Origin of the sequence: Pseudomonas viridiflava (genome assembly GCF_001642795.1) — a bacterium.
In the GTDB taxonomy this organism is placed as follows: domain Bacteria; phylum Pseudomonadota; class Gammaproteobacteria; order Pseudomonadales; family Pseudomonadaceae; genus Aquipseudomonas; species Aquipseudomonas viridiflava.
The window spans coordinates 240,170-264,090 of sequence record NZ_LKEH01000048.1; the positions used below are offsets into that span (position 1 = coordinate 240,170).

At 60.5% G+C, this 23,921-nt stretch carries 26 protein-coding genes; 22 read left to right on the top strand and 4 right to left on the bottom strand.

The window, feature by feature from the left end; translation table 11 throughout:
- Nucleotides 1–39 precede the first annotated feature (39 nt).
- The 7 genes from AO065_RS26130 to trpE all read left to right on the top strand — a co-directional run bounded on the left by AO065_RS26130 (nt 40) and on the right by trpE (nt 7,659).
- Nucleotides 40–1,164: an ABC transporter ATP-binding protein gene (locus AO065_RS26130; RefSeq protein WP_004885365.1), complete on the top strand. Its 1,125-nt coding sequence runs from the start codon at nt 40–42 to the stop codon at nt 1,162–1,164.
- Nucleotides 1,165–1,246: 82 nt separating this feature from the next.
- Nucleotides 1,247–2,281 (top strand): polyamine ABC transporter substrate-binding protein, encoded by a 1,035-nt coding sequence (locus AO065_RS26135; RefSeq protein ID WP_004885367.1) that lies wholly within the window; start codon nt 1,247–1,249, stop codon nt 2,279–2,281.
- 78 nt (nt 2,282–2,359) lie between these two features.
- The gene (locus AO065_RS26140; RefSeq protein ID WP_004885368.1) at nt 2,360–3,607 is read left to right on the top strand and encodes an ABC transporter permease; all 1,248 of its coding nucleotides are present in this window, start codon (nt 2,360–2,362) and stop codon (nt 3,605–3,607) included.
- Nucleotides 3,608–3,618: 11 nt separating this feature from the next.
- On the top strand, nt 3,619–4,443 hold the full coding sequence (locus AO065_RS26145) for an ABC transporter permease (RefSeq protein ID WP_004885370.1): 825 nt from the start codon (nt 3,619–3,621) through the stop codon (nt 4,441–4,443).
- Nucleotides 4,444–4,617: 174 nt separating this feature from the next.
- Entirely contained in the window at nt 4,618–5,292 is a 675-nt protein-coding gene (gene rpe / locus AO065_RS26150; protein ID WP_004885372.1) for a ribulose-phosphate 3-epimerase, read from the top strand.
- On the top strand, nt 5,289–6,107 hold the full coding sequence (locus AO065_RS26155) for a phosphoglycolate phosphatase (protein ID WP_004885374.1): 819 nt from the start codon (nt 5,289–5,291) through the stop codon (nt 6,105–6,107). Before rpe ends, AO065_RS26155 begins: the two co-directional genes overlap by 4 nt.
- 70 nt (nt 6,108–6,177) lie before the next feature.
- Nucleotides 6,178–7,659: an anthranilate synthase component I gene (gene trpE / locus AO065_RS26160; RefSeq protein ID WP_004885377.1), complete on the top strand. Its 1,482-nt coding sequence runs from the start codon at nt 6,178–6,180 to the stop codon at nt 7,657–7,659.
- Between the two features lie 143 nt (nt 7,660–7,802).
- Here trpE and estP read toward each other — a convergent pair whose 3' ends face one another.
- The 4 genes from estP to AO065_RS26185 all read right to left on the bottom strand — a co-directional run bounded on the left by estP (nt 7,803) and on the right by AO065_RS26185 (nt 11,425).
- Nucleotides 7,803–9,734 (bottom strand): esterase EstP, encoded by a 1,932-nt coding sequence (gene estP / locus AO065_RS26165; protein ID WP_004885379.1) that lies wholly within the window; start codon nt 9,732–9,734, stop codon nt 7,803–7,805.
- Between the two features lie 113 nt (nt 9,735–9,847).
- Nucleotides 9,848–10,090: a pyocin activator PrtN family protein gene (locus tag AO065_RS26170; RefSeq protein ID WP_004885381.1), complete on the bottom strand. Its 243-nt coding sequence runs from the start codon at nt 10,088–10,090 to the stop codon at nt 9,848–9,850.
- Between the two features lie 317 nt (nt 10,091–10,407).
- Entirely contained in the window at nt 10,408–10,665 is a 258-nt protein-coding gene (locus AO065_RS26180) for a DUF1654 domain-containing protein (protein ID WP_004885385.1), read from the bottom strand.
- A gap of 148 nt (nt 10,666–10,813) precedes the next feature.
- Nucleotides 10,814–11,425, bottom strand: coding sequence for a LexA family protein (locus tag AO065_RS26185; RefSeq protein ID WP_004885388.1), 612 nt, complete (start codon nt 11,423–11,425; stop codon nt 10,814–10,816).
- Nucleotides 11,426–11,600: 175 nt separating this feature from the next.
- On the opposite strand from AO065_RS26185, the gene AO065_RS26190 reads away from it, so the two are divergent.
- The 15 genes from AO065_RS26190 to AO065_RS26260 all read left to right on the top strand — a co-directional run bounded on the left by AO065_RS26190 (nt 11,601) and on the right by AO065_RS26260 (nt 23,913).
- Nucleotides 11,601–12,038 (top strand): hypothetical protein, encoded by a 438-nt coding sequence (locus AO065_RS26190; RefSeq protein ID WP_004885390.1) that lies wholly within the window; start codon nt 11,601–11,603, stop codon nt 12,036–12,038.
- 304 nt (nt 12,039–12,342) lie between these two features.
- Entirely contained in the window at nt 12,343–12,732 is a 390-nt protein-coding gene (locus AO065_RS26195) for a DUF3450 domain-containing protein (RefSeq protein ID WP_004885392.1), read from the top strand.
- The gene (locus AO065_RS26200; protein ID WP_004885394.1) at nt 12,713–13,051 is read left to right on the top strand and encodes a hypothetical protein; all 339 of its coding nucleotides are present in this window, start codon (nt 12,713–12,715) and stop codon (nt 13,049–13,051) included. The genes AO065_RS26195 and AO065_RS26200 overlap by 20 nt, the downstream gene beginning before the upstream one ends.
- An 86-nt stretch (nt 13,052–13,137) precedes the next feature.
- Complete coding sequence (locus AO065_RS26205; protein WP_004885396.1) at nt 13,138–13,728, top strand: phage tail terminator protein; 591 nt, start codon at nt 13,138–13,140, stop codon at nt 13,726–13,728.
- Complete coding sequence (locus AO065_RS26210) at nt 13,725–13,910, top strand: DUF2635 domain-containing protein (RefSeq protein WP_004885397.1); 186 nt, start codon at nt 13,725–13,727, stop codon at nt 13,908–13,910. Before AO065_RS26205 ends, AO065_RS26210 begins: the two co-directional genes overlap by 4 nt.
- Nucleotides 13,911–13,928: 18 nt before the next feature.
- Nucleotides 13,929–15,425: a phage tail sheath subtilisin-like domain-containing protein gene (locus tag AO065_RS26215; protein WP_004885398.1), complete on the top strand. Its 1,497-nt coding sequence runs from the start codon at nt 13,929–13,931 to the stop codon at nt 15,423–15,425.
- Between the two features lie 67 nt (nt 15,426–15,492).
- The gene (locus AO065_RS26220; RefSeq protein ID WP_004885400.1) at nt 15,493–15,840 is read left to right on the top strand and encodes a phage tail tube protein; all 348 of its coding nucleotides are present in this window, start codon (nt 15,493–15,495) and stop codon (nt 15,838–15,840) included.
- Nucleotides 15,837–16,133, top strand: a complete 297-nt coding sequence (locus AO065_RS26225) for a phage tail assembly protein (protein WP_004885402.1) — start codon at nt 15,837–15,839, stop codon at nt 16,131–16,133. The genes AO065_RS26220 and AO065_RS26225 overlap by 4 nt, the downstream gene beginning before the upstream one ends.
- Nucleotides 16,134–16,263: 130 nt before the next feature.
- Nucleotides 16,264–18,792 carry a phage tail tape measure protein gene (locus AO065_RS26230; protein WP_004885405.1) on the top strand — a complete coding sequence of 843 codons (2,529 nt, stop codon included), beginning with the start codon at nt 16,264–16,266 and terminating at the stop codon, nt 18,790–18,792.
- A complete protein-coding gene (locus tag AO065_RS26235; RefSeq protein ID WP_004885406.1) occupies nt 18,789–20,282 on the top strand; it encodes a DNA circularization protein in 1,494 nt (497 codons plus the stop codon). The genes AO065_RS26230 and AO065_RS26235 overlap by 4 nt, the downstream gene beginning before the upstream one ends.
- Nucleotides 20,283–20,285: 3 nt before the next feature.
- Nucleotides 20,286–21,392, top strand: a complete 1,107-nt coding sequence (locus AO065_RS26240; protein ID WP_004885408.1) for a phage baseplate assembly protein — start codon at nt 20,286–20,288, stop codon at nt 21,390–21,392.
- Nucleotides 21,389–21,898, top strand: a complete 510-nt coding sequence (locus AO065_RS26245; RefSeq protein WP_004885410.1) for a phage baseplate assembly protein V — start codon at nt 21,389–21,391, stop codon at nt 21,896–21,898. Before AO065_RS26240 ends, AO065_RS26245 begins: the two co-directional genes overlap by 4 nt.
- Nucleotides 21,898–22,296, top strand: a complete 399-nt coding sequence (locus tag AO065_RS26250) for a phage GP46 family protein (RefSeq protein WP_004885412.1) — start codon at nt 21,898–21,900, stop codon at nt 22,294–22,296. The genes AO065_RS26245 and AO065_RS26250 overlap by 1 nt, the downstream gene beginning before the upstream one ends.
- Nucleotides 22,286–23,326: a baseplate J/gp47 family protein gene (locus AO065_RS26255; protein WP_004885413.1), complete on the top strand. Its 1,041-nt coding sequence runs from the start codon at nt 22,286–22,288 to the stop codon at nt 23,324–23,326. The genes AO065_RS26250 and AO065_RS26255 overlap by 11 nt, the downstream gene beginning before the upstream one ends.
- The gene (locus AO065_RS26260; RefSeq protein ID WP_004885415.1) at nt 23,314–23,913 is read left to right on the top strand and encodes a YmfQ family protein; all 600 of its coding nucleotides are present in this window, start codon (nt 23,314–23,316) and stop codon (nt 23,911–23,913) included. The genes AO065_RS26255 and AO065_RS26260 overlap by 13 nt, the downstream gene beginning before the upstream one ends.
- The last annotated feature ends 8 nt before the right edge of the window (nt 23,914–23,921 follow it).

The window sequence follows — 23,921 nt, forward strand, 5'->3', positions numbered from 1 at the left end:
GTCTTCGAGCCACGCAGACAGAAAACAAAGGTGTGGGTAATGAGCGACGTCGATACAAGCGCTGGAGCAAGTGATGTTCTGGTCAGCTTTCGTGGTGTGCAGAAGAGCTACGACGGCGAAGCACTGATCGTCAAAGACCTCAACCTGGATATTCGCAAAGGCGAGTTTCTCACCCTGCTCGGACCGTCCGGCTCCGGCAAGACCACTAGCCTGATGATGCTGGCCGGTTTCGAAACCCCGACTGCCGGTGAAATCCTGCTCGGCGGCCGCGCCATCAATAACGTGCCGCCGCACAAACGTGACATCGGCATGGTGTTTCAGAATTACGCATTGTTTCCGCACATGACGGTGGCCGAGAACCTGGCGTTCCCGCTGTCGGTGCGTGGCATGAGCAAGACCGACGTTGGCGAGAAAGTGAAGCGTGCGCTGGGCATGGTCCAGCTGGATACGTTCGCCCATCGCTACCCGGCCCAGTTGTCCGGCGGTCAGCAGCAGCGCGTCGCCTTGGCCCGCGCGCTGGTTTTCGAACCGCAGCTGGTGCTGATGGACGAACCCCTCGGCGCACTCGACAAGCAACTGCGTGAGCACATGCAGATGGAGATCAAGCACCTCCACCAGCGCCTCGGCGTGACGGTGGTGTACGTGACCCACGACCAGGGCGAAGCCCTGACCATGTCCGACCGCGTGGCGGTGTTCCATCAGGGCGAAATCCAGCAGATCGCGCCGCCGCGCAGCCTGTATGAAGAGCCGAAAAACACCTTCGTGGCCAACTTCATCGGCGAGAACAACCGCCTCAACGGCCGTCTGGTCAGCCAGGATGGCGACCGCTGTATCGTCGAGCTGGAGCGCGGTGAGAAAGTCCACGCGCTGGCGATCAACGTCGGACAGCCGGGCGGTCCGGTCACGCTGTCCATTCGCCCGGAACGCATCCACCTCAATGGTCGCAGCGAGAGCTGCACCAATCGTTTCTCCGGCCGTGTGGCCGAGTTCATCTACCTGGGCGACCACGTGCGTGTGCGTCTGGAAGTGGCAGGCAAGACCGACTTCTTCGTCAAGCAGCCCATCGCCGAGCTGGACCCTGCGCTGAGCGTTGGCGACGTGGTGCCCATCGGATGGCAAGTCGAGCACGTTCGCGCGCTCGACCCCTTGCAGCAAGTGCATTGATCTATCGATAAAAGCAATAACAGAGGCGAATCGATCGCCCATTCCAATCGCTTACCAACACTGCTCGTGGAGAAAAGAATAAATGCTGAAATCATTGAAGTTCACCGCCATCACCCTGGGGATGATGTGCGCAGCGCAGACCATGGCAGCCACTGACCTGACGGTCATTTCCTTCGGCGGTGCCAACAAGTCCGCGCAGGAAAAAGCCTTCTACGCGCCGTGGGAAAAGGCGGGTAATGGCAAGATCATCGCCGGTGAGTACAACGGTGAAATGGCCAAGATCAAGACCATGGTCGACACCAAGAGCGTGTCCTGGGACCTGGTAGAAGTCGAGTCGCCGGAGCTGGCGCGTGGCTGTGACGAGGACATGTTCGAAGAGCTTGATCCGGCCATGCTGGGCAAGGCTTCCGACTATGTTCCGGGCGCCATCACCACCTGCGGTGCCGGTTTCTTCGTCTGGTCCACCGTACTCGCCTACAACGCCGACAAGGTTGCCAGTGCTCCGAGCGGCTGGGCGGATTTCTGGGACACCAAGAAATTTCCGGGCAAGCGTGGCCTGCGCAAGGGCGCCAAGTACACCCTGGAATTCGCTCTGATGGCCGACGGCGTTGCGCCGAAGGACGTCTACAAAGTGCTGGCCAGCAAAGACGGTCAGGACCGCGCGTTCAAGAAGCTCGATGAACTCAAGCCGAACATCCAGTGGTGGGAAGCCGGCGCACAGCCGCCGCAATACCTCGCCTCCGGCGACGTGGTGATGAGCTCGGCCTACAACGGCCGCATCGCCGCCGTACAGAAAGAAAGCAACCTGAAAGTGGTGTGGACTGGCGGCGTCTACGACTTCGACGCATGGGCCATTCCAAAGGGTTCGAAAAACGCTGAAGCCGCGAAGAAATTCATCGCCTACAGCCTGAGCCCGGAACAGCAGAAGGTCTACTCGCAGAACATTGCCTACGGCCCGGCCAACACTCAGGCGGTACCGCTGCTGGACAAGGAAACCCTGCAGAACATGCCGACGACCCCTGAGAACATCAAGGATCAGGTGCAGATGAACGTGTCGTTCTGGACTGACAACGGCGAATCCCTGGAGCAGCGTTTCACTGCCTGGGCTGCCAAGTAAGCGCGTCACGTTGCGTTAGATCCGGGTGTTCCCTGTACCAAGGGGAACACCCTTCGTTGAAAGATTCTGGAGTTCGCTATGGCCATCGCCGTGCCCCTGACTGAAGGCGCCAGCCCCAACTTGAAGCAACGTCTTGCTCGCGCAGAGCGGGTCAACCGCTGGAAGGCCCAGGCACTGATCGCTCCGCTGGTCATCTTCCTGCTGCTGGTGTTTCTGGTCCCTATCGCCGCGCTGCTCTACAAAAGCGTCGATAACCCGGAAGTCGTTGCCGCCTTGCCGAGCACCGTGATCGAAGTCCAGAAATGGGATGGAAAAGGGCTGCCGCCCGAGTCGGTCTACAAGGCAATGAGCCTGGACCTGGCTGAAACCCGCAAGAATTCAACCCTGGGCGATCTGTCCAGACGCTTGAACGTAGAGCTGGCCGGTTATCGCAGCCTGCTGAGCAAGACGGCTCGTGCATTGCCGTTCAAGACTGAGCCTGCCTCTTATAAAGAAGCGCTCGAAGCGCTGGATGAGCGTTGGGGCGATCCTGCCTACTGGCAGGCCGTGCGCCGCAACACCAGCAGCATCACCCCGTATTACGTACTGGCCGCGCTGGATCATCGCATCGACGACCTCGGTGAAGTGGCTCCCGCGACCCCTGATCAAGCGATCTATCTGGACATCTTCGCCCGCACTTTCTGGATGGGACTGGTCATTACCGTTATCTGTCTGGTGCTGGCGTATCCACTGGCCTACCTGCTCGCCAGCCTGCCTTCACGGCAAAGCAACCTGCTGATGATTCTGGTGCTGCTGCCGTTCTGGACCTCGATTCTGGTGCGGGTTGCGGCCTGGATCGTATTGCTCCAGTCCAGCGGACTGATCAACAGCGCGTTGCTGGCGATGGGAATTATCGACAAGCCGCTGGAACTGGTCTTCAACCGGGTGGGTGTGTACATCTCGATGGTGCACATCATGCTGCCGTTCATGATCCTGCCGATCTACAGCGTGATGAAGAACATCTCTCCGACCTACATGCGCGCCGCGATTTCTCTGGGCTGTCATCCGTTCACCAGCTTCTGGCGCGTGTACTTCCCGCAGACCTACGCCGGGATCGGTGCCGGGTGCCTGCTGGTGTTCATTCTGTCGATCGGCTACTACATCACCCCGGCCCTGCTGGGCAGCCCGAACGATCAGATGGTCAGCTACTTCGTCGCGTTCTACACCAACACCAGCATCAACTGGGGCATGGCCACAGCGTTGGGAGGTCTGCTGCTGTTGGCGACCATCGTGCTGTATCTGATTTATAGCTGGCTGGTCGGCGCCAGCCGCCTGCGTCTGAGCTGAGGAGCGAAACCATGCTGAATCCCTACACATCGCCGATCGAGCGCATCTGGTATTTCGCGCTGCGCATCATCTGTGCGCTGGTGCTGCTGTTCCTCGTGCTGCCGGTACTGGTCATAATTCCGCTGTCGTTCAACTCCGGCAGCTTTCTGGTCTATCCGCTGCAGGGCTTTTCCCTGCAGTGGTATCAGGACTTCTTCAACTCTGCCGAATGGATGCGTGCGCTGAAAAACAGCATGATCGTCGCTCCGGCCGCGACCGTGCTGGCCATGGTGTTCGGCACGCTGGCGGCCATTGGCCTGACGCGGGGCAACTTCCCCGGCAAGGCGCTGGTCATGGCGCTGGTGATCTCGCCGATGGTCGTGCCGGTGGTGATCGTCGGGGTCGCCAGTTACCTGTTTTTCGCACCGCTCGGGCTGGGCAACAGCTACACCTCGCTGATCCTGGTGCACGCGGTGCTGGGTGTACCGTTCGTGATCATCACGGTGTCGGCGACGTTGCAGGGCTTCAATCACAATCTGGTGCGCGCAGCGGCCAGCCTGGGTGCCTCGCCGCTGACTGCGTTTCGCCGCGTGACCTTGCCGCTGATTGCGCCGGGCGTGATTTCCGGTGCGCTGTTCGCCTTCGCCACCTCGTTCGATGAAGTGGTGGTGACGCTGTTTCTCGCCGGTCCCGAGCAAGCGACATTGCCGCGCCAGATGTTCAGCGGTATCCGCGAAAACCTCAGCCCGACCATCGCCGCTGCCGCCACCCTGCTGATCGGTTTCTCGGTGGTGTTGCTGCTGGTGCTCGAGTGGCTGCGTGGGCGGAGCGAGAAGTTGAGGACGCAGGCGGCCTGATGCCGTTGCGCAGCGGGCGCCCCCGACAATTGCTCGGGTTGTATCAGGCATGAAGCGATCTCTGATATTTGGCCGCTGAATGCCTGACAAAAACATCCAGAGTGCACCTGCGACATATCCAGAAACGTTGGAGTACAATGCGCGCCACTGTGATTCTGCTCAAACAGGTGCGTCATGCAGCCCTTCGTTATTGCCCCATCGATTCTTTCCGCTGACTTCGCCCGCCTGGGTGAGGAAGTCGACAATGTGCTGGCCGCTGGCGCGGACTTCGTGCATTTCGATGTCATGGACAACCACTACGTCCCGAACCTGACCATTGGTCCGATGGTGTGCAGCGCGCTGCGTAAGTACGGCGTTACGGCGCCCATCGATGTGCACCTGATGGTCAGCCCGGTGGACCGCATCATTGGCGATTTCGTCGAGGCCGGTGCCACGTACATTACCTTCCACCCTGAAGCCACTCAGCACATCGACCGCTCGTTGCAGTTGATTCGCGAAGGCGGCTGCAAGTCGGGGCTGGTGTTCAATCCTGCGACGCCCTTGAACCTGCTGGAGTACGTCATGGACAAGGTCGACATGATCCTGCTCATGAGCGTCAACCCCGGTTTCGGTGGTCAGAAGTTCATTCCCGGCACGCTGAACAAACTTCGTGAAGCACGGGCGCTGATCGATGCGTCGGGTCGCGATATCCGTCTGGAGATCGACGGCGGCGTCAACGTCAACAACATCCGCGAAATCGCGGCTGCCGGTGCCGATACCTTCGTGGCAGGCTCTGCCATTTTCAACGCGCCCGATTACCGCGAAGTGATCGAGAAAATGCGTGCCGAACTGGCGTCTGCCCGCGCATGAGCGGCTTCGAGCAGCTGTTTGCAGATCAACTGCCCAAGCTGATCATGTTCGATCTGGACGGAACCCTCGTGGACTCCGTGCCGGATCTTGCCGTCGCCGTGGACAAAATGCTGCTTGAGCTGGGTCGTCCTGCGGCCGGGCTTGAGTCGGTACGCGCCTGGGTTGGCAACGGCGCGCCGGTGCTGGTGCGTCGCGCGCTGGCCAATGACATCGACCATGGCCATGTCGACGACGCCCTGGCCGAGCGCGGGCTGGAGATCTTCATGGAAGCCTACGCGCAAAAGCACGAGTTCACTGTGGTCTATCCGGGCGTGCGGGAAACCCTGAAGTGGCTGCAGAAGATGGGCGTGCAGATGGCCCTCATCACCAACAAGCCAGAGCGCTTCGTTGCGCCGTTGCTCGATGAAATGAAGCTGGGCCGGTTCTTTCGCTGGATCGTCGGCGGCGACACCATGCCGCAAAAGAAACCCGATCCTGCGGCGTTGTTTTTCGTCATGAAAATGGCCGGTGTTCCGGCCTCGCAATCCCTGTTCGTCGGCGACTCGCGGACCGACGTGCAGGCTGCCAAGGCTGCCGGTGTGGCCTGCGTTGCGATGAGCTACGGCTACAACCATGGTCGCCCGATTGCCGAGGAATCTCCGGCGATGGTGATTGATGATCTGCGCAAGCTGATTCCCGGTTGCCTGGATCAGGACGCTGAGATACTGTTGCCCGACATCGAACGTCCCTCCTTTAGAGATTCCATCGTGGTGGTCACTCGCAAACTCTGGATGAAAGTCATGAAGGCCCTGGCCCGCTGGCGTTGGCGCGCCTGACTTGTTTCTGGCCGGCCTGCCGGTACGTTTGCCTTACTGACCGTTTTATCCTCAAACCACGAGGTTGCTCATGAACCGTGAAGAATTCCTGCGTTTGGCCGCTGATGGCTTCAACCGCATTCCGCTTGCCCGCGAAACCCTCGCTGACTTCGACACACCGCTGTCGATCTACCTGAAACTGGCCGACCAGCCGAACTCCTATCTGCTGGAGTCGGTGCAGGGCGGCGAGAAGTGGGGGCGGTATTCGATCATCGGTCTGCCATGTCGCACCGTGATGCGTGTGCATGGCCATCGCGTCAGCATTACCCACGATGGCGTCGAGATCGAAACTCACGAATCGGAAGACCCACTGGCGTTCGTCGAAGCCTTCAAGGCGCGCTACAACGTGCCGACCATCGCCGGTCTGCCGCGCTTCAACGGCGGGCTGGTCGGTTATTTCGGTTATGACTGCGTGCGTTATGTCGAGAAACGTCTGGCCAACTGCCCGAACCCGGATCCGCTGGGCGTGCCCGATATCCTGCTGATGGTGTCCGATGCCGTAGTGGTGTTCGACAACCTGGCGGGCAAGATGCACGCCATCGTGCTGGTCGATCCTGCACAGCAGGATGCGTACGAGCACGGGCGCAAGCAGCTTGATGAACTGATGGACAAACTGCGTCAGCCAATCACGCCGCGTCGTGGTCTGGATCTGGACCGTCCGCCTGCGCCCGATCCGGTGTTCCGCTCCAGTTTTACTCAGGGCGATTACGAAGCCGCAGTCGATACCATCAAGCAGTACATCCTGGCGGGCGACGTGATGCAGGTCGTTCCGTCGCAACGCATGTCCATCGACTTCAAGGCCGCGCCCATCGATCTGTACCGGGCGCTGCGCTGCTTCAACCCGACGCCTTACATGTACTTCTTCAACTTCGGCGATTTCCATGTCGTCGGCAGTTCGCCGGAAGTGCTGGTGCGGGTCGAGGACAACCTCATCACTGTGCGTCCTATTGCAGGTACCCGCCCGCGCGGTGCCAACGAAGAAGCCGATCTGGCGCTGGAAAAAGACCTGCTGTCCGACGATAAGGAAATCGCCGAGCATCTGATGCTCATCGACCTGGGTCGTAACGATACCGGTCGGGTATCGGAGATCGGCACAGTCAAGCTGACCGAGAAGATGGTCATCGAGCGTTATTCCAACGTGATGCACATCGTCTCTAACGTCACCGGCCAGTTGAAGGAAGGCCTGACGGCGATGGACGCTCTGCGAGCGATTCTGCCAGCGGGCACCTTGTCCGGTGCACCAAAGATTCGCGCGATGGAAATCATCGATGAGCTGGAACCGGTCAAGCGTGGCGTTTACGGCGGCGCCGTGGGCTACTTTGCCTGGAACGGCAACATGGACACCGCCATCGCGATTCGTACGGCGGTGATCAAGAACGGCGAGCTGCATGTGCAGGCTGGCGGCGGGATTGTGGCTGATTCGGTGCCTGCGCTGGAGTGGGAAGAGACCCTCAACAAACGCCGCGCGATGTTCCGCGCGGTTGCGCTGGCGGAGCAGACCGCAGCGGAGTGAGAGCCTCGCACAGTCCGAGGTCGCAGCAAGATTCGGGTATAACGCTGAGCACAGGCATGGGCATGATCGGCGTGCTTGAGATCACTCTGATCGTTCCCACGCTCGTGGGAACGATCATCTCCCGCATGGTCCCATTCCTTCACTCAGAAGTTCAGGCTCAGCGCCACGTTAGCCCCTTGCTGGGTCACGTCATCGTTCTTGCGCCAGTTGTAGTTGGCGCGCAGCGTGAGGTCCTGGGTGAGTTTCTGGCTGACGCCCAGTGTGGCGCGGTTGAGGTTGCGTTGCGGCGTGTAGCCGTCCAGCGTGAAGTCGATGGACGGCACGCTGTTGAGCGACAGGGTCACGTCCTGCTGATCGGTTTCAAACTCCCTTTCATGCGCCACTTCTCCCCAGACCTGCGTCGATGGCGTGACCTGGAACTTGCCCTGCAAACCCACGCCTGCTCGTTTGGATTTGCGCGTCTGGTCGCTGAAGGTCAGAGCTGTCGAACGAGCGCCTTCTTCTGAGTAGCCGTCCACATCGATGTGCGCATAGTCCGCGCTGATGAACGGCGACAGGTGCCAGCGACTGTTTGTACCCGCGATGTCGAAGCCGACACGTGCGCTCACAGCCCACATTTCACCGTCGGTATCGCCTTTCTCCTGACCTTGGCTCACGCCCAATGCGAACTTGCGCTCGGCGTTCTCGTAATCCAGCTTGCCGCCCGAGGCCGCCAGATCACCCCACCAGTGGTTGGCCTGATACTGCAGAAACGCGGTGGCGATGTAGCTGTTGAGTTTGTAGTCCGAATCTCGCGGTCCCGCTTCGAGGTTCTGTCGATAGGCACCTGCAACGACACCCGTACGCCAGTTTTCGGCGAAACGGTAGCTGGTGCCGATCGTCAGGTTGTAGCCCTTGCCGTCTGCATCTGCAGCGGTGTCCTGAGCGTCGATGTCCAGTTTCTGACCGCCTGCCGAGAGGATGCCTTGCCATTGGCCGACCGCCTGCCAGTTGCCAAAGTCGCTGAGCCATTGGGCGTGTAGCTCGTCCTGATGAGCACGCAGGGTGCTGTTGGCCATTTCAGGCAGCAGGGTGATTTCCCAGGGCGCCGACAACAATGAATACGCATAGTCGGCCAGCAGCCGCTGCCCGGCTTCGGTCGGGTGAACGCGGTCGTTGAAGAACAGCTTGGTCGGATCAGGTGTTGTGCCTGAGCGTCCGAAGGTGGCGCTTTCGTCACAGCTGTCGCCGCTGAAACAGGTGCCGACAAGGTCTTCATTTGGATCGAAGCCGAATCGCGCAGGCTGCGCCAGGGTTTCGCTGATCAGCAGCGGCACGTTGAGCGGGATGATCTGCGCATCAATCTGTGAAAGGCGGCTGACCAGCTGCTCGTTGAATCGGGCGCTGAGCCTGGACGTCAAGGACTCCAGCACCGTGCCGCTCAACGCAGGCGTCTGGCCGATGTCCGGCAGCAGCCAGACCATGATGTGGCGTGCGCCCGCCTGCTGCAGCACCTGCGCGCTGTCGGCGAGACGGTCGGCGGCATCCTCGGCATCGCCGAAACTCAGTACGCGGCCCTGCAGGAAATCGTTGCCGCCTCCGGTCAGGTAATAGAGCGCGTTCGGATCGGCACGAAACCCGTTGGTCGGCAGATAGCCCGGGCGGCTGCGCAGAACGGTCTGCGATCCGCTGGTGATGGGCGTCACCGCGTCGGACTGCGTGGTGATCGAGTCCAGAACCTGGTCGGTCCGATAGCCGCCCACCGCCCAGTTGTTGCCATCCGGCAGACCCAGCGCAGCGTTGACGGGTGAGGTCGAAGCGGCCAGATCGCCAGCAGGAACGTTGAGCATTCTGCCGATAAGCGTGGACGAGTTGAGGTTGTAAACCTCGCCGCTGCCGTCCTGATAGGTCGGCCCGACCCGATTGGTGAAGCGCAGGGTCGAACCGGCAGGTCCGTCCGTGTCGGGAAACTGCCCGGCATCGGCCAGACTGTCACCGAACACCACCATGGTCGAGTAAGGCGCGGCAACGGCCGTGCTACAGGCCAGCGAAAGCAGACAGGCCGCGAAGGGCCATCGCCTTGATATCGTGATCATGAGAAAGATCCTTTCCTGTTTTTTATTCTGTCTAGGAAACGTAGCAAGCCTCTTCATGACCGCCAGCGCTATCGAAAGTTACCGCCCAGTGGTTGGCCTATCACTGGCGTAAATCATGCGGCCCTGTCAGTGACGATATCGTTGAGGTAGTTCGCCAGATCGTGCAGGTAGACGAAGGGATGTCCCTGGCGCGTGCCGCCGGTGCGGCTGACCTTCAGGGCGATACGCCCGGCGTTGATCTTGCGCAGCAGGTTGCGGTCGTTGGACAGATGGGAGAAGTAGCGCTCGCGCACGGCACTCAGCGATGGGCACGGCGTGGCGAATTCCTTGCGAAGCTGGTCGAGTATGTCGTTCATTCCGTGACTCCTTGTGGTTGTGTAGGTGCAGATGAAAGGCGCAGCGTCATGCCGCGTCTCCACCTGACGGGGCAGGGTGCGTATTGATGGCAGGCGAGGGCCTGTGGCTGGAATTTGTCAGGACCAGGAACTGCCCGGTCTGCCGCTGGATCATCTCGATGAGATGTCTGTCGCAGGCTGCCGGGTGCAGATACACCGGGCAGCGTGCTTTGGGTCGTGTGGTCTGCATGTTCGTACTCCATGACGAGGTGCGAACAAACAATACGATATGTAGCGGAGTGGCGCAATACAGATTGTATATTTAAATACGATTTGTATTAGTACGCGTCTGCGGATTCGACGTACCACGACACGTTGACCGAGCCGTTTTCGAAGTTACGCGTCACGTTGATACCCTCGGCCTCGCTGATCTGCTCGACGATCTGCTCCCAGTGAACAGGTGATTCACCAGGCTCCCGGACTAACAGTACCTGGTGCTCTATCTGCGCCTTGGGGCTGGTGATCAGGTCCTGGATACGCTGGGCGAGCGCCAGGTAGGCATCGTGTTGCGAGGCTTCAGGTCTCAGGTTTTGCATGCGTGAACTCCTTTTTACTGTATGTGCGTACAGTAGTTGAGTAATATTTCCCACGCAAGCGGCAAACCTTTCCTATCTGGAAGTCATGACCCTGAATGCCGGGCATAAAAAAGCCTCGCTGGGCGAGGCTCGGGGATCATCACGGTGATCAGAGGCGCATGGTCATCTGCCGGATAACACCAATCAGTTTGCATTCTTCGCTGATCGCGATGGTGGGATAGGCAGGGTTGAGCGGCTTCAGGAAATAGCGCCCGGCGTCCTCGACCAGCTTCTTGAACGTTGCCTCATTGCTTTCCGGGAGCTTGGCAATCACCAGCTTTCCGGGCGTCGGCTCGATGCCGGTGTCCACCAGAATCAACATGCCTTCCGGAATGCTCTGGCCTGCGGGTGCCGTCATCGAGTCCCCGCGCACCACCAGCCAGAAGGCTCGGCCCTTGGCTTTGTAGTCGCTCAATTCGAAGGTGTCCGAGTAACCGACCGGATAGGGCTCGACCGCCTCGTTCCAGCCACCGGCTTCGACCCAGCTGATCACCGGGTAGCGATAGAAACGCGAAGGCTGCCCCGTTGGCGCAACGTTCTGCTGTCCGGGCTCGTTCCAAGGGATGGAGGTAGTGAGGATCGGCAGGCCCAGCTCGCCAAGCAATCGATTGATGACCTCGATCTTGGGCTCGCGTTTGCCGTTCAGCCAATGCCCGACCGCGCCGGGCGTAACCCCCATGCGTTCAGCCATTTCTTCCTGGCTGATCTGCTGGGTATCCATGACCTGTCTTGCGACTTCATACCATTTATTCATGCGTCGAATCATACAGGCTGTAGGGTGTTCTTCAATATACACATTGTAATGGTTTGTTGTGTATAAAAAATACAGATTGTATTGTCTGGCTTTCCTGAGGACGTCGATCGGCGTTCTCTGCACAAAAGTCAGGAGCGACACAATGATTGAAGAAGTAGAAGCGGTGATGGCGCATTGGGGCGAGCAGCGCAACCGCATCGGGCTGAGCGGCGGTTTGAGCAGTCCGATGGCCGGGATCATGGAGTGGGGCGCTTATATCCCCCGCAGCACGCCGGGTTCGCGCTCGCTGATCGGCAATGGCAGCGGCATGGACTATATAAGCAGCGAAGTCGAAGCCGCTGTTGCCGAGATGGCGCGCAGCCCGGCCAGGAGCCGAGGACCTGAATTGGCGCAGCTCGCCACCCTGCGTTATGTGGAGTCGTTGCCGATGCGCGAGCAGATGCGTTTGCTGGGCATTAATGAAGGCGCCGATCGAACCTACCGCAACTGGGTCGAAAAGCTTCATCAAAGCATTCTGGCTGCGCTTTCTGCGCGTAGCGCCTCTCGAAGCAACAGGAAGGAGGTCGCGCGCAGAGCCTGATTTCGCCTTGGATCACGCGGCGTTTCGCACCGCTCATCCGGGTTGACTGCACAGCTGCGGTCGAACTCGGGTTGAAGTCCGGTCAAACTCGACCCACCCCGAAATTGCCCCTTCCCAGCCTTTCCGGAGGGGGGTAAAAAGGTCCCACGATATGCAATTTGCGCCTCGGAACTGCTGCTCAAGGCAGGCCGCGCAACTGTTGAAACGGGTCATTCGTGATCCGCCCCGAAGCCCGCCCTGGCGGACTACCGTCATGGATTTCCCCGGCCGCCACTGTGCGGCCTTTTTTATGCGTGGAGCAAAGATGGACCCCACCGACCTTGGACCAGGCACAGCTACCTGGCTGGGCGGCACTGGCACCATTCTGCTTGGCGGCTTTTTATGGCTGCGCAAGTTTCTTTCCAGAGACGCCGCCGACCGGGCGATGGATAACGCCGACATCGGCACCGTCCGGCGCCTCAATGAACTGCTCGACTCCGAGCGACAGATTCGCAAGGAGGCTGAAGCGCGGGCTGATCAGTTCGCCAAGGAGCGCAACGAACTCGCCGCAGCCGTTGGCCGCATGGAGGGCAAGATCGAAGCGCTAACCAGTCACATCGTGCAGCTCACCGACAAGGTGACCACCCAAAGCGCCGAGATAGCCCGGCTTCGTTCCCAGCTCGGAGGTGCCAACGATGCACAGATGCGTAATTGATTTCATCGCCCGTCGCGCCTGGCGCCAGATCGAGGTCTGGGTGATCGCCGCGTTGATGATCGCTGGCTGCCTGATGCTCGGGTTTCAGGCCGGGCAATGGTCGGCCAATGCCGAACACACTCAACAGCTGGCCGAGGTGCGCAAGGCCTACGACGCAGCACTGGGCAGGCGCGATCTTCGTCTTGACCGGCTGGCCGAGAGTACGACCGAAGCCGCTGGCAAGGTCGAAAGCGCCGCCACCGTCGCCAGCGAGGCAGCACACACGGCCAGCCGTGCTGCCGACAAGGCCAACAAGGTGCTCGACAAGGCGACTCAATAGCTCAAGGCATTCAGCCGTACACACTTTCCAGACTGGCAGCCATCGCTGCGGTGCTGGATCGACATTTCTTACACGCGGATTCACTCATGAAGATAACCCCAATAGTTGCCCATCTGCAGGCGACCTGTCCGACCTTTGCCGGGCGAATCAGTGCAGGGATCGACTGGGCGGCTGTTGCCCTCGGCGATCAGCTCGCGCATCCCTCGGCTTACGTGATTGCCACTGGCGATCTGGCCACGGCCAACGATCTGCAGAACGTCGTTCGCCAGATCATCACCGACCGGCTGGACGTGGTGGTGGTGCTTGATGGCGGCGACAAGCGCGGACAGGAAGCCAGTGAACAACTGCATGCCATTCGCGCCGAGCTATGGCGTGCGCTGGTGGGCTGGAGCCCGGAGCGCGAGTACGACCCGATGCAGTACCAGGGCGGCGCGCTGGTGCAGATCAGCGGTGATCGCGTGACCTATCGCTTCGGCTTCGCCGCGCAGTTTCAGCTGGGTCGCAACCTCGAAAGCCAGCCCGCCGAAACCTGGCACGAGGCTTATCTGGACGGATTGCCGGGCTTTACCGGTGCCACGTTCGAGATGGACAGCATCGACCCGGCAGACCCCAACCTGAAATACCCAGGCCCGGACGGGCGTATCGAAGTGAAATTCTCAGGAGATGTAAAACCATGACCCAACGCATCACCGTTCTACCGGCCGAAGGCCGCACCGTGCCCGACCCTGAAGCAGGCGATCTGTTGCCTGCCGAAGGACGCGTCGTGACGTTCAACGCCTGGTGGCAACGCCGTCACAACGACGGCGATATCACCCTGCAAACCGAGCAATCCCCCACTCAATCCGCCGAAACGGCTTAATCAAGAGGAAGCCAAACAATGGCTATCAGCTTTAACAACATTCCATCCGATGTCCGCGTGCCGCTGTTCTATGCGGAGATGGACAACTCGGCCGCCAACAGCGCGTCGGCCGGCATGCGCCGTCTGATCGTTGCTCAGGTCAACGACGATGTCACCGGCCCGGAAATCGGTTCGCTGGTGCTGGTGCCGAGCGTGGCGCTGGCGAAGAACCTTGGTGGTCAGGGCTCCATGCTCGCCGCCATGTACGAAACCTGGCGCAAGGCCGACCCGACCGGTGAAGTCTGGTGCCTGCCGCTGCTCAACACCGAAGGGGCCAAAGCCGGCGCGACGGTTACCGTGGCGGGCGCAGCGACCGAAACCGGTTTGCTGAACCTGTATGTCGGTGGCGTGCGCGTGCAGGCCACGGTGGTCAATGGCGCAACGGCGGCTCAGGCAGCCAATGCCCTGTCGGTGAAGATCAACGCCACGCCTGACCTGCCAGTCCGGTCGGTTGTCGACGCGGGCGTGCTGACCCTCTCCTGCAAATGGAGCGGCGTGAGCGGCAACGACATCCGCCTGGAATTCAATCGCCTGGGCAAGACCAATGGCGAAGCGATTCCGGCAGGCCTGACCGCCGAAGTCACTGCCATGACCGGCGGCGTCGGCACCCCCGATCAGGTTCAGGCGCTGGCTGCTCTGGGCGATGAGCCTTTCGAGTTTCTGTGCCTGCCGTGGACCGACACCAGCACGCTGGATGCCTGGAAAGCGGCCATGGATGACAGCACCGGTCGCTGGAGCTGGGCGCGTCAACTGTACGGTCATGTCTACAGCGCCAAGCGTGGCACGGTCGGTACGTTGGTCGCCGCAGGTCAACTGCGCAACGATCAGCACATCACCATTCAGGCCGTCGAGATGGCAGCGCCACAGCCGGTCTGGCTGCAAGCGGCTGCACTGGCTGCACGCACCGCGGTGTTCATTTCCGCCGACGCCAGCCGTCCGACCCAGAGCGGCACCATGCCCGGTCTGGACCCTGCACCGGCCAGCCAGCGTTTCACGCTGACAGAGCGTGAGTCACTGCTGCGTTATGGCATTGCCACGGCGTACTACGAAGGCGGTTACGTGCGCATTCAGCGTTCGATTACCACCTATCAAAAGAACGCTTACGGCCAGGCCGACAACTCGTATCTGGACAGCGAAACCATGCACCAGTCGGCGTTCATCATTCGCCGCCTGCAGGGTGTGATCACCAGTAAGTACGGTCGCCACAAGTTGGCCAGCGATGGCACGCGCTTCGGCGCCGGTCAGCCGATCATCACGCCGAGCACCATTCGCGGTGAGTTGATCGCTCAGTACGCCCGTCTTGAAGAAGAAGGCCATGTGGAAAACGCTGAAGTGTTCGCCCAGCACCTTATCGTTGAACGTGACGGCAACGATCCGAGCCGCGTGAACGTGATGTTCCCGCCGGATTACATCAACGGCCTGCGCGTGTTTGCACTGCTCAACCAGTTCCGCCTGCAGTACGACGAAGCGGCGTAAATTTTTCCACCAACATCACTTTCAAACCCGCCTTGTGCGGGTTTTTTCATTCTGGAGATAAAAGAACATGGCTCAGAAAGTTGCGGGTACCTGCTACATCAAAGTGGATGGCACCCAATTGACCATCAGCGGCGGCGGCGAAGCCCCGTTGATGAACGTGAAGCGCGACACCGTCGTGCCGGGCTACTTCAAGGAGGTGGATAAAGCCGCCTGGGTGAAATTCAAGGCCGTACACACGCCAGACATGCCGCTCAAGCTGCTCACCACCGGTGTGGATATGACCATCACCTGCGAATTCAACAACGGCAAGACCTACGTCCTGTCCGGCGCCTACATGGTTGAAGATCCGAGCAGCAAGGCCGATGACGGCACCATCGACCTGAAATTCGAGGGCAGTCAGGGGAGCTGGCAATGAGTGAAATCATCGAGCTGGCGAGCCCTATCGAGGCTCATGGCGAAACCGTTTCGCAACTGACGTTTCGCCGTCCCACCGCACAGGAAGCACGCGCCATCAAGGCCCTGCCTTACCGGATCGACAAGAACGAGGACGTGTCCCTCGATCTGGACGTGGCGGCGAAGTACATCGCCGTCTGCGCCGGCATTCCGCCGTCGTCTGTCAACCAGATGGATCTGTGTGACATCAACACGTTGAGCTGGAAGGTCGCGAGTTTTTTCATGGCAGCGGCATCAGCAACCTTGAAGGCCTGATAGCCGTCGTTTACGACCTCGCGTACTTCTGGAAGACCGACCCCGAACTGATGATGTCCAGGGAACTGGACGTCATCACCGAGTCGATCTTGCAGGCGCAACGCATCAACCAGATCCTGCAGGGGGAGTGATGGCAAACACTATAAAAACGCTGATCACCGGCGTCGATCAACTGTCTCCAACGCTGGCCACGGTCAGCAAGAACGTCAAAGGATTCACGGAAGGTCTGGAAAGCTCCGGTTTGGCAGAAGTCCCGCTCAAGGAAATGATCGGCGAAAGCACCCTGGCGCAGCCGCTGATCGATGCGGTCAAGGCCGCGATGGGTTTCGAGACAAGCATGGCCGGTGTCAAACGGTCGGTGACGTTTGAAACCCCGCAGCAATTCCAGGCAATGAGCCGTGACATTCTTGACCTGAGTGAAAGACTTCCGGAAAGCGCCAGTGGTCTTGCGGCGATTGTCACTGAAGGCGCAAAGGCCAATGTGCCACGCGCCGAGCTGACCGGGTTTGCCACCGATGCCGTGAAAATGGGCATCGCGTTCGACCAGACCGCCGCTCAGTCTGGCGAGATGATGGGCAAGTGGCGCTCTTCTTTCGAGATGACTCAGCCACAGGTCGCGGCGCTGTCCGAGAAGATCAACGTGCTGGGCGGCAACAATCTGGAGAAGCAGATTGCGACCATGGTCACCGCGATGGGCCCGCTCGGGCCTGTGGCGGGTCGGGCGTCGGGCGAGATTGCCGCAATGGGCGCCACGCTGGCCGGGGTGGATGTACCGACCGATGTGGCCGCCAAGGGCATCAAGAGTTTCATGCAGTCGATTACCGAGGGCGGCGCAGCCAAGGCCGGGGCTTTCGAGGCCTTGCAACTGGACATCAACCAGCTGACCCAAGGCATGCAGCAGGACCCGTCCGGGACCATCGAGAAGGTGCTGAAGGCCATCTCGACGGTCGATCCGGGCACACAGTCGGCGGTTATCACGCAACTGTTTGGCGAAGAGTCGCTGGGCGCTATCACGCCGCTGCTGAAGAACCTAGATGTGCTGCGCTCCAACCTGGCGAAAGTCGGGGAAGGGGTGCAGTCGGCAGGGACCATCGAACAGGAGTTCCAGGCCAACTCGGAGACGACTGCGGTCGCTCTCAAAGAGATGGAGAATCGGGTTGATCGCCTGAGCATCAATATCGGCAGCATGTTTCTGCCTGCGATGAACGAAACAATGGCCGTGATCGGGCCGATGATTTCTCAGGTCGCAGCACTGGCCGCCGAACACCCGGGCGTCATCAAGGGTGTGGTAGGCGCTGCGATTGCCTTTGGCGTGCTGCAGGTGGCCGTCATCGCGGCCACCAACGCCAGCAGAGTGCTGAGCTCGGTCCTCGGTATGTCTCCGGTGGGCATTGTCGTGCGGGCGCTGGCGCTGGCCGCCGGTCTGCTGATCGCCAACTGGTCGACCGTTGCCCCGTATTTCCAGGCGGTATGGGCGGCGATCCGGGAACCCGTCATGGCGCTGTGGGATGTGTTCAAGAGGGTGTTCGGCTGGAGTGCCATTGGCCTCATCATTTCGAATTGGCAGCCGTTGTCCGCATTTTTTGTTGGCTTGTGGGATGGCATCAAGGTGCTGGCTGCGCCGGTGTTCGACGCAATGAAAACGTTGTTCAGCTGGAAGCCGATCGACACGATCGTCTCAAGCTGGCAATCGCTGTCCACATTTTTTGTCGGCTTATGGGACGACATCAATGTTCTGGCCGCGCCGGTCTTCGACGCGATGAAAACGCTGTTTGGCTGGACGCCGATCGGCATGATCATCTCGAACTGGCAACCGTTGTCCGAGTTTTTCAGCGCGCTTTGGGGCGTTATCCAGGCCTTGGCTTCGCCGGTGATTGGTTATTTTCAATCGATGTTCGACTGGTCGCCGATGGACACGATTTCGTCTGCCTGGCAACCCGTTAGCAGCTTCTTCTCTGGTCTCTGGGAAACCATCAAGGCTGAGGCGGCACCTGTCACCGATGCGTTGGCCTCGTTGTTCGACGTGTCTCCGATGGAACTGATTTCGGCCGCCTGGCAACCCGTGAGTGGTTTCTTCACAGGTATCTGGGAAGGCATCAAGGCCGAAACCGCGCCGCTCATGGACGCGCTGACGGGCCTGTTCAACTGGTCGCCGATGGAATCGATCAACGAGAAGTGGACGCCGATCAAAACCTTCTTCTCGGGTCTGTTCACGGACATCAAGCCGTTTATTGACCCGATCCTGAGCTGGTTCGGTATGGGCTCCGAGGACAAGTCTCTGCTGCAAAAAGCCACTCAAAAGCTCAACGAGTTCGCTGAAGAACGGCGTGTGGATAACGCCGGTCCCGGTGGTGGCAAAGGGGCTTTCCTGACCGCCGACGCTGTGCAGGTCAGCCAGTTGAAACAGCAGCAGATCAATCAGGCAATGGGCATACCGGCAACCAGCCAGTTGCTGAGCGCGCCTAACCTGCCGGCCCCTGGCAGCCTGTTGCTGCAACAGGGCACAGGCGTGGGTTCGCGGCTTGAAGGCGAGCTCAATATTCGCTTTGAAAACGCGCCGCCTGGCATGCGCACCGAACAGATGCAGACCAATCAACCCGGTTTGACGATATCGCCAAGCGTGGGTTATCGAACCCTCGGCGCAGGAGCCGCATCATGAGTACTTGGCGTGACAGCCTGTTGCCCGCGTCTTTTCGGGGTGTCGGCTTTTTCATCAGCAGCGCCGTTGTTCCGATAGGGCGCAAAGGCCAACTGCATGAGTTTCCGCAGCGCGACGAACCTTACTTCGAGTCGCTGGGCAAGCAATCGCAAGTCCATACGGTAACGGCGTTCATTGTCGGGCCGGACTGTTTTGAACAAAGAGACAAGCTGCTTCAGGCGCTGGAAGTGTCGGGCGCCGGTGAGTTGGTGCATCCCTGGCTGGGACGGATGCAGGTGCAGGTTGGCGAATGCGACATGACGCACAGCCTGGCCGAAGGCGGAATCGTGCGTCTGAACCTGAAGTTCTACCCGGATCAGCCGCTGAAGTTTCCGACGTCGACGCTCAACACGGGACGCCAGCTCATGCAGGCGTCGGACGGATTGCTGGGTTCTGCGCTCAGGCGCTACCGGGCGGTCATGGCGACGGTGGACGCGGTGCGCATCAACATTCAGGCGCTGCGCAGCACATTGTCTGGCGTATTCGCCACGATTCAGCGGCAGTTCTCCTCGTTCATGACGGTCTATTCGGATGCCACCGCACTGGTGCATTCGCTGGTCAACGCGCCTTACACCGTGAGTACGATGTTTTCTACGTTTTTTGCCAGCTTCCAGGGTGACAGCCGCCGGAGCAGCAGAGAGCGCGGCAGTAGCAACGTCGGCGCAGGCGGCACTGGATCTGGCAGCGGAAGCGCTGGCGGTGGCAGCACAGGCAGTGGTTCAGGCAGTTCTGGCAGCGGCAATACGGGGGGCAGTTCCGGCAGTGGTTCCGGTAGCCCGGGTAGCGGCGGCTCCAGTGGTTCCAGCGGTTCCAATGGCACAGGCAGCGTCGGTAGCGTTGCGTCCAGCGCCTCGGTCTCCCGAAATGCTTCGGGTGTCGAGGCGGTGCCGTATCGCTCGATCATCTCCGACGCCACTCAACAGGCGCAGGCGGTCTCCAGCATCAATCAGGTCAATCAGGGCGGAGGCCTCGATACCGGGGTGACTGCTCAGGCCACGGCGGATCTGGTGCAGGACGCGCTGCTCGTCAAGGTGGCGAGGGTTGTGGCCAGCATGCCGGTGGCCGTCAGCACGACACCGATTCTGGTCGTTCCTTCGTTGGATCAGCAACGGGTTCAACCGCTGCAACGTGCCGATGTACCGGTGGCCGACGATGTGATCGAACTGCGCGACACGCTCAGCGCGGCCATTTGGGACGCGTCCCTTAAAGCCGATCCGGAGCATTACCTGGCGCTCAATACGCTGCGTCATGCATTGATCAGTCACCTCAACGCAGTGGCTGCTTCCGGTGTACGCCTGCAGGACATGAAGGTCTCCGAACCTTTACCGGCACTCGTGCTGGCGTACCGTCGTTTCGGCGACGCAAGCCGCTCGCACGAAGTGGTTCAGCGCAACCGTATTCCGCATCCAGGCTTCGTGCCGCCCGGCACGCTCAAGATCGCTCAGGAGTAACCCATGATCGACCCCAATGTTGTCACCTTGACGGTGGATGACAAGGATTACGCTGGCTGGAAAACCGTGGAAATCTCCGCAGGCATCGAGCGTCAGGCGCGCAGCTTCGACATCAGCCTGACTTGGCAATGGCCTGGAACGGACATGGTCAGACCTGTTCGGGCAGGTGCCCGGTGTGCGGTCAGTATCGGCGGCGAGCTGATCCTGACAGGCCGGGTGTTCGCCACACCTGTGAGCTATGACGACAAGCAGATCACCTTGAAGATATCCGGGCGCTCCCTGACGGCCGACCTCATTGATTGTTCTGCGATCAACAAACCTGGCGAGTGGAACGACGTGTCGGCGCTGACCATCGTCAGGGAGCTGGCCGCGTCCTACAACGTGAAGGTGCTCAGCGAGATACCGGAAACCTCGAGGAAATCGAAACACACCATCGAGCCCGGTGAGACCGTGTTCAAGTCCATCGACCGACTGCTGACCGTGTTCCGGATATTTTCCACCGATGACGAATACGGCAATGTCGTGCTCGCCAGGCCCGGCAGCATGGGCAATGCAGTGGACGCGCTGGAGTTGGGCAGGAACGTACTGTCAGCCGTTGCGCCGCTGGATTTTTCCGGACTCTTCTCCGAGTACCAGGTCATTGGCCAGCAGGCGGGCAATGACAAGACATTCGGCAAGGCTGCGTCCGAGGTATCGGCCTCGGTCCCTGACAGCAGCGTGACGCCTGCGCGTGTGCTGGTCATCCATGAGGAGTCGCCGATCACACCGGCACTGGCGTTGAGCCGTGCCAAATGGGAACGCGGTCACCGCCAGGGCAAGACGCGGCTCACGACCTACAAGGTGCAGGGTTGGCGGCAGGCCAACGGCGCGCTATGGCGCCATAACACTCTGGTCCGGGTCGTTGATTCGATCCTCGATCTGGATCAGGAAATGCTGATTTCAGCCATTACCTATTCGCTCAGCGACAAGGGCACCACCACCACGCTGGTGGTGGGGCCGATAGAGGGGTTCGAAGCCGAGCCCGGCGATCCTGAAAAGCGCAGCAAGGTGCCGGTCAACAAAGACGCCTACAGCTACGCGCAACCCAATAACGAAGGAACACTTGCATGAGTCTATTCAATCGCATGCTGGTGCGCGGCACGGTCGTGCTCGCAAGGGCCAGCAGCAAAATGCAGGCGCTGCAGATGCGTCTGACGGCAGGGGAGGTCAGGGGGGACATGGAGCATTTCGAACCCTATGGCTTCACCAGCAACCCGCTGGCCGGCGCCGAAGGCATCGCTGCCTTCATCGGCGGCGACCGCTCCCACGGTCTGCTGCTGGTCGTTGCCGACCGCCGCTATCGCCTTCAGGGACTGGAGTCGGGCGAAGTGGCGATCTACACCGATGAAGGTGACAAGGTTCACTTCAAGCGCGGCAAGGTCATCGACATCGAAACCAACACCTTGAACATCAAGGCGGCGACGGCGGTGAACTTCGATACGCCGCAGATCACCCAGACCGGAAAGATCGTTTCCCAGGGCGACCAGATTGCCGGCGGCATCAGTCAGATCACTCATCTGCACGGCAGCGTGCGCTCCGGTCCCGACCAGAGCGGGCCGCCCGTTGGAGGTGGCTGATGATTATCGAAGGCTCCTTGCAGGCTTCGTTGCTGCGCTCGGTGATCATCAGTCTGTTCACCTGGCGCCGCGCCGAAGCGGACGATCCGTTCGACGATGCCGAGCGCTTTGGCTGGTGGGGCGACACCTACCCGGCCGTTGCCAATGACCGGATCGGCTCCAGGCTCTGGCTGCTGCGCAGGGTCAAGCTCACCGCTCAGACGCAGCGCGACGCCGAGTTCTATGCCCGCGAAGCGTTGAGCTGGCTGATCGACGATGGTCACGTCCAACGCATCAACATCTTCACCGAACAGGTTCAGAGCAATCGCTTGAACCTGGGCGTCGAGCTGGTCGTCCCGGACGGTCAGGTCGTACGTTTCAACCCTTCAGAACAGTGGCAGGTGATTTATGCCGTTTGAAACCCCCACGTTACCCGCACTCGTCAACCGCACACAGGTTGATCTGGCGGGCGACGCGCTTCGTCAGTCCGATGCTCGCGTACTGTCCCGCGCCCACAGTGGTGCGGCCTATGGGCTGTACGGCTATCAGGACTGGATCGCGGACCAGATTCTGCCGGACACCGCCGATGAAGAAACCCTTGAGCGCCAGGCCATCCTGCGCCTCCGGCAACCGCGCAAACCCGCGCAGCCTGCCACCGGCGCCGTGCGTTTTGTGGCGGCCGCGGGCGCTGTGCTGGATGTCGACACGATCCTGCAGTTCAGCGATGGGCGTTTCTATCGCGTAACCCAGGGCGTCACCACAGTGGCAGGCAACAACACGACCACTGTCGAGGCGGTGGACGCGGGAGCCTTGGGTAATGCGGATGCCGGGCAGGTCATGACCGTCGTGCAGCCTGTTGAAGGCATCGACAGCAGCTTTACCGTGATCGCCGACGGCCTGACCGGCGGCATCGCCCGGGAAAGCACCGAGTCGCTGCGGGCTCGTGTCGTGCGGTCCTACAGGGTCATCCCGCACGGCGGCAATCAGGACGACTACGTCACCTGGGCGCTGGACGTGCCGGGCGTAACACGAGCCTGGTGTGTCCGTCGCTATATGGGGCCGGGCACCGTCGCCGTGTTTTTCATGCGTGACGATGACGCGACGCCGACGCCCGATGCCGAACAACTGGCCCAGGTGGCGGCTTACATCGAGCCGCTACGCCCGGTCACGGCCGAGCTGTACGTGCTGGCGCCGGTGCAGAAACCGGTGACCTACACCATCAGCCTGACGCCGGACACCACGGCGGTGCGCGCCGCTGTGCAGGCGCAACTGGCGGACCTGCATAACCGCGAGGCGGGCCTGGGTGAAACCCTGTTGCTGACGCACATTGCCGAGGCCATCAGCCGGGCGACCGGAGAAACCGACCACGTGTTGATCTCACCGACGGCCAACGTCACGGCAGCTGCCAATCAGCTGCTCACCTTCGGGGGGATTCTATGGTCGTCATAAGAACCGCCGAGCATTACGCCGAACAGCTGCAAGCCTTGTTGCCACCCGGTCCTGCCTGGGACCCGGAGCGCGTGCCCGAGGTGCAGCAATTGATCGCCGGCCTGTCCCATGAGTTCGCTCGCATTGACGGCCGCGCCTTCGACCTGCTCAACGAGATGGACCCAGCCACCGTCAGCGAACTGGTTCCGGACTGGGAGCGGGTCATGAACCTGCCCGACCCCTGCCTTGGCCTCAAGCCACTGTTCGAAGACCGACGCCTGTCGGTACGTCAGCGGCTGGTTGCCGTAGGAGGGCAGAACGCGGCGTTCTATGTCGGCATTGCCGTCAGCCAGGGCTATCCCGATGCATCTGTCACCGAATTCAGAACGCCCCGTATGGGGCGTTCTCGTTTTGGGCAGGCGCATTTCGGGACCTGGAACGCGCAATTCATATGGACCCTGAACACCGGCGGGCGCCAGCGTTTGGGGCGGCGCTTTGGCGCCAGTTACTGGGGAGAGCGTTTCGGGGTCAATCCCGGAACCGCAATCGAATGCCTGATTCGTCGAGCAGCACCGGCGCACGGCATCGAATTCGTTAATTTCAACTGAGGAACAAC

What these genes read in the sequence shown, in the direction of transcription:
- AO065_RS26170 (WP_004885381.1), bottom strand. Translation starts at nt 10,090, where the DNA reads ATGAACGACATACTCGACCAGCTTCGCAAGGAATTCGCCACGCCGTGC.
- estP (WP_004885379.1), bottom strand. Translation starts at nt 9,734, where the DNA reads ATGATCACGATATCAAGGCGATGGCCCTTCGCGGCCTGTCTGCTTTCG.
- AO065_RS26200 (WP_004885394.1), top strand. Translation starts at nt 12,713, where the DNA reads ATGCACAGATGCGTAATTGATTTCATCGCCCGTCGCGCCTGGCGCCAG.
- AO065_RS26155 (WP_004885374.1), top strand. Translation starts at nt 5,289, where the DNA reads ATGAGCGGCTTCGAGCAGCTGTTTGCAGATCAACTGCCCAAGCTGATC.
- AO065_RS26130 (WP_004885365.1), top strand. Translation starts at nt 40, where the DNA reads ATGAGCGACGTCGATACAAGCGCTGGAGCAAGTGATGTTCTGGTCAGC.
- AO065_RS26210 (WP_004885397.1), top strand. Translation starts at nt 13,725, where the DNA reads ATGACCCAACGCATCACCGTTCTACCGGCCGAAGGCCGCACCGTGCCC.
- AO065_RS26190 (WP_004885390.1), top strand. Translation starts at nt 11,601, where the DNA reads ATGATTGAAGAAGTAGAAGCGGTGATGGCGCATTGGGGCGAGCAGCGC.
- AO065_RS26140 (WP_004885368.1), top strand. Translation starts at nt 2,360, where the DNA reads ATGGCCATCGCCGTGCCCCTGACTGAAGGCGCCAGCCCCAACTTGAAG.
- AO065_RS26195 (WP_004885392.1), top strand. Translation starts at nt 12,343, where the DNA reads ATGGACCCCACCGACCTTGGACCAGGCACAGCTACCTGGCTGGGCGGC.
- AO065_RS26185 (WP_004885388.1), bottom strand. Translation starts at nt 11,425, where the DNA reads ATGGATACCCAGCAGATCAGCCAGGAAGAAATGGCTGAACGCATGGGG.
- AO065_RS26245 (WP_004885410.1), top strand. Translation starts at nt 21,389, where the DNA reads ATGAGTCTATTCAATCGCATGCTGGTGCGCGGCACGGTCGTGCTCGCA.
- AO065_RS26235 (WP_004885406.1), top strand. Translation starts at nt 18,789, where the DNA reads ATGAGTACTTGGCGTGACAGCCTGTTGCCCGCGTCTTTTCGGGGTGTC.
- AO065_RS26180 (WP_004885385.1), bottom strand. Translation starts at nt 10,665, where the DNA reads ATGCAAAACCTGAGACCTGAAGCCTCGCAACACGATGCCTACCTGGCG.
- AO065_RS26240 (WP_004885408.1), top strand. Translation starts at nt 20,286, where the DNA reads ATGATCGACCCCAATGTTGTCACCTTGACGGTGGATGACAAGGATTAC.
- AO065_RS26215 (WP_004885398.1), top strand. Translation starts at nt 13,929, where the DNA reads ATGGCTATCAGCTTTAACAACATTCCATCCGATGTCCGCGTGCCGCTG.
- AO065_RS26260 (WP_004885415.1), top strand. Translation starts at nt 23,314, where the DNA reads ATGGTCGTCATAAGAACCGCCGAGCATTACGCCGAACAGCTGCAAGCC.
- AO065_RS26220 (WP_004885400.1), top strand. Translation starts at nt 15,493, where the DNA reads ATGGCTCAGAAAGTTGCGGGTACCTGCTACATCAAAGTGGATGGCACC.
- AO065_RS26255 (WP_004885413.1), top strand. Translation starts at nt 22,286, where the DNA reads ATGCCGTTTGAAACCCCCACGTTACCCGCACTCGTCAACCGCACACAG.
- AO065_RS26225 (WP_004885402.1), top strand. Translation starts at nt 15,837, where the DNA reads ATGAGTGAAATCATCGAGCTGGCGAGCCCTATCGAGGCTCATGGCGAA.
- AO065_RS26205 (WP_004885396.1), top strand. Translation starts at nt 13,138, where the DNA reads ATGAAGATAACCCCAATAGTTGCCCATCTGCAGGCGACCTGTCCGACC.
- rpe (WP_004885372.1), top strand. Translation starts at nt 4,618, where the DNA reads ATGCAGCCCTTCGTTATTGCCCCATCGATTCTTTCCGCTGACTTCGCC.
- AO065_RS26230 (WP_004885405.1), top strand. Translation starts at nt 16,264, where the DNA reads ATGGCAAACACTATAAAAACGCTGATCACCGGCGTCGATCAACTGTCT.
- AO065_RS26250 (WP_004885412.1), top strand. Translation starts at nt 21,898, where the DNA reads ATGATTATCGAAGGCTCCTTGCAGGCTTCGTTGCTGCGCTCGGTGATC.
- trpE (WP_004885377.1), top strand. Translation starts at nt 6,178, where the DNA reads ATGAACCGTGAAGAATTCCTGCGTTTGGCCGCTGATGGCTTCAACCGC.
- AO065_RS26135 (WP_004885367.1), top strand. Translation starts at nt 1,247, where the DNA reads ATGCTGAAATCATTGAAGTTCACCGCCATCACCCTGGGGATGATGTGC.
- AO065_RS26145 (WP_004885370.1), top strand. Translation starts at nt 3,619, where the DNA reads ATGCTGAATCCCTACACATCGCCGATCGAGCGCATCTGGTATTTCGCG.